This is a genomic window from Vibrio sp. 1078-1, from assembly GCF_033340475.1.
On record NZ_JAWOWM010000747.1, the window covers coordinates 1 to 550 of the forward strand.

The 550-nt window shown below is 41.1% G+C and carries 1 protein-coding gene; it reads left to right on the forward strand.

Annotated elements, in window-relative coordinates:
* The coding region (locus R7190_RS29840; RefSeq protein ID WP_411978107.1) for a hemerythrin domain-containing protein at positions 1-287 on the forward strand (287 nt) is incomplete at its 5' end.
* Positions 288-550 lie beyond the last annotated feature (263 nt).

Here is a 550-nt window from a genome sequence, read left to right on the forward strand (position 1 = left end):
AAGAGTTTTCGATGCTCATTGAGATGATTTTGCAAGATGCGGTTGTTCCTCAAGACATCTTTATTGCTCAGCTAGAAGATTTCATTGAGTCGCAAAAGCGTCACCTTGAGCTCGAAGAGAGAAAAATCCTGCCATTAATTGAAGAACTTTTTACTACTGAAGACTGGCAACACGTTGAAAGTCTGTGGACCGAGAGCGAAGACGACCCTGTATTTGGTGACACGATTGCGGATCGCTACAAACAGCTTGCCGAGCGCGTTCGTCAAAGCGATATGGAGTTTGTTTAACTCACTCAAAGCCCGAGTATCTATAAATCTTGCTCGGGTTTATTTGTGGTAATTCTTATTCTTTGAGAATTGAATGGAAATTCAACATAACCAATTCTCGATAAAAAGAACGGCTAATTCTCATTGAGTAAGAATTCCGTCCGCGTAAACATTTAGACGTAGAGAATCAGGACATGTAACCCCGCTCTATACAAAAACAAAAGGCACCGTTAGGGTGCCTTTTGTTCAAATTAGAGTTTGATGTCGTCTAAGCTGTAGTCGTT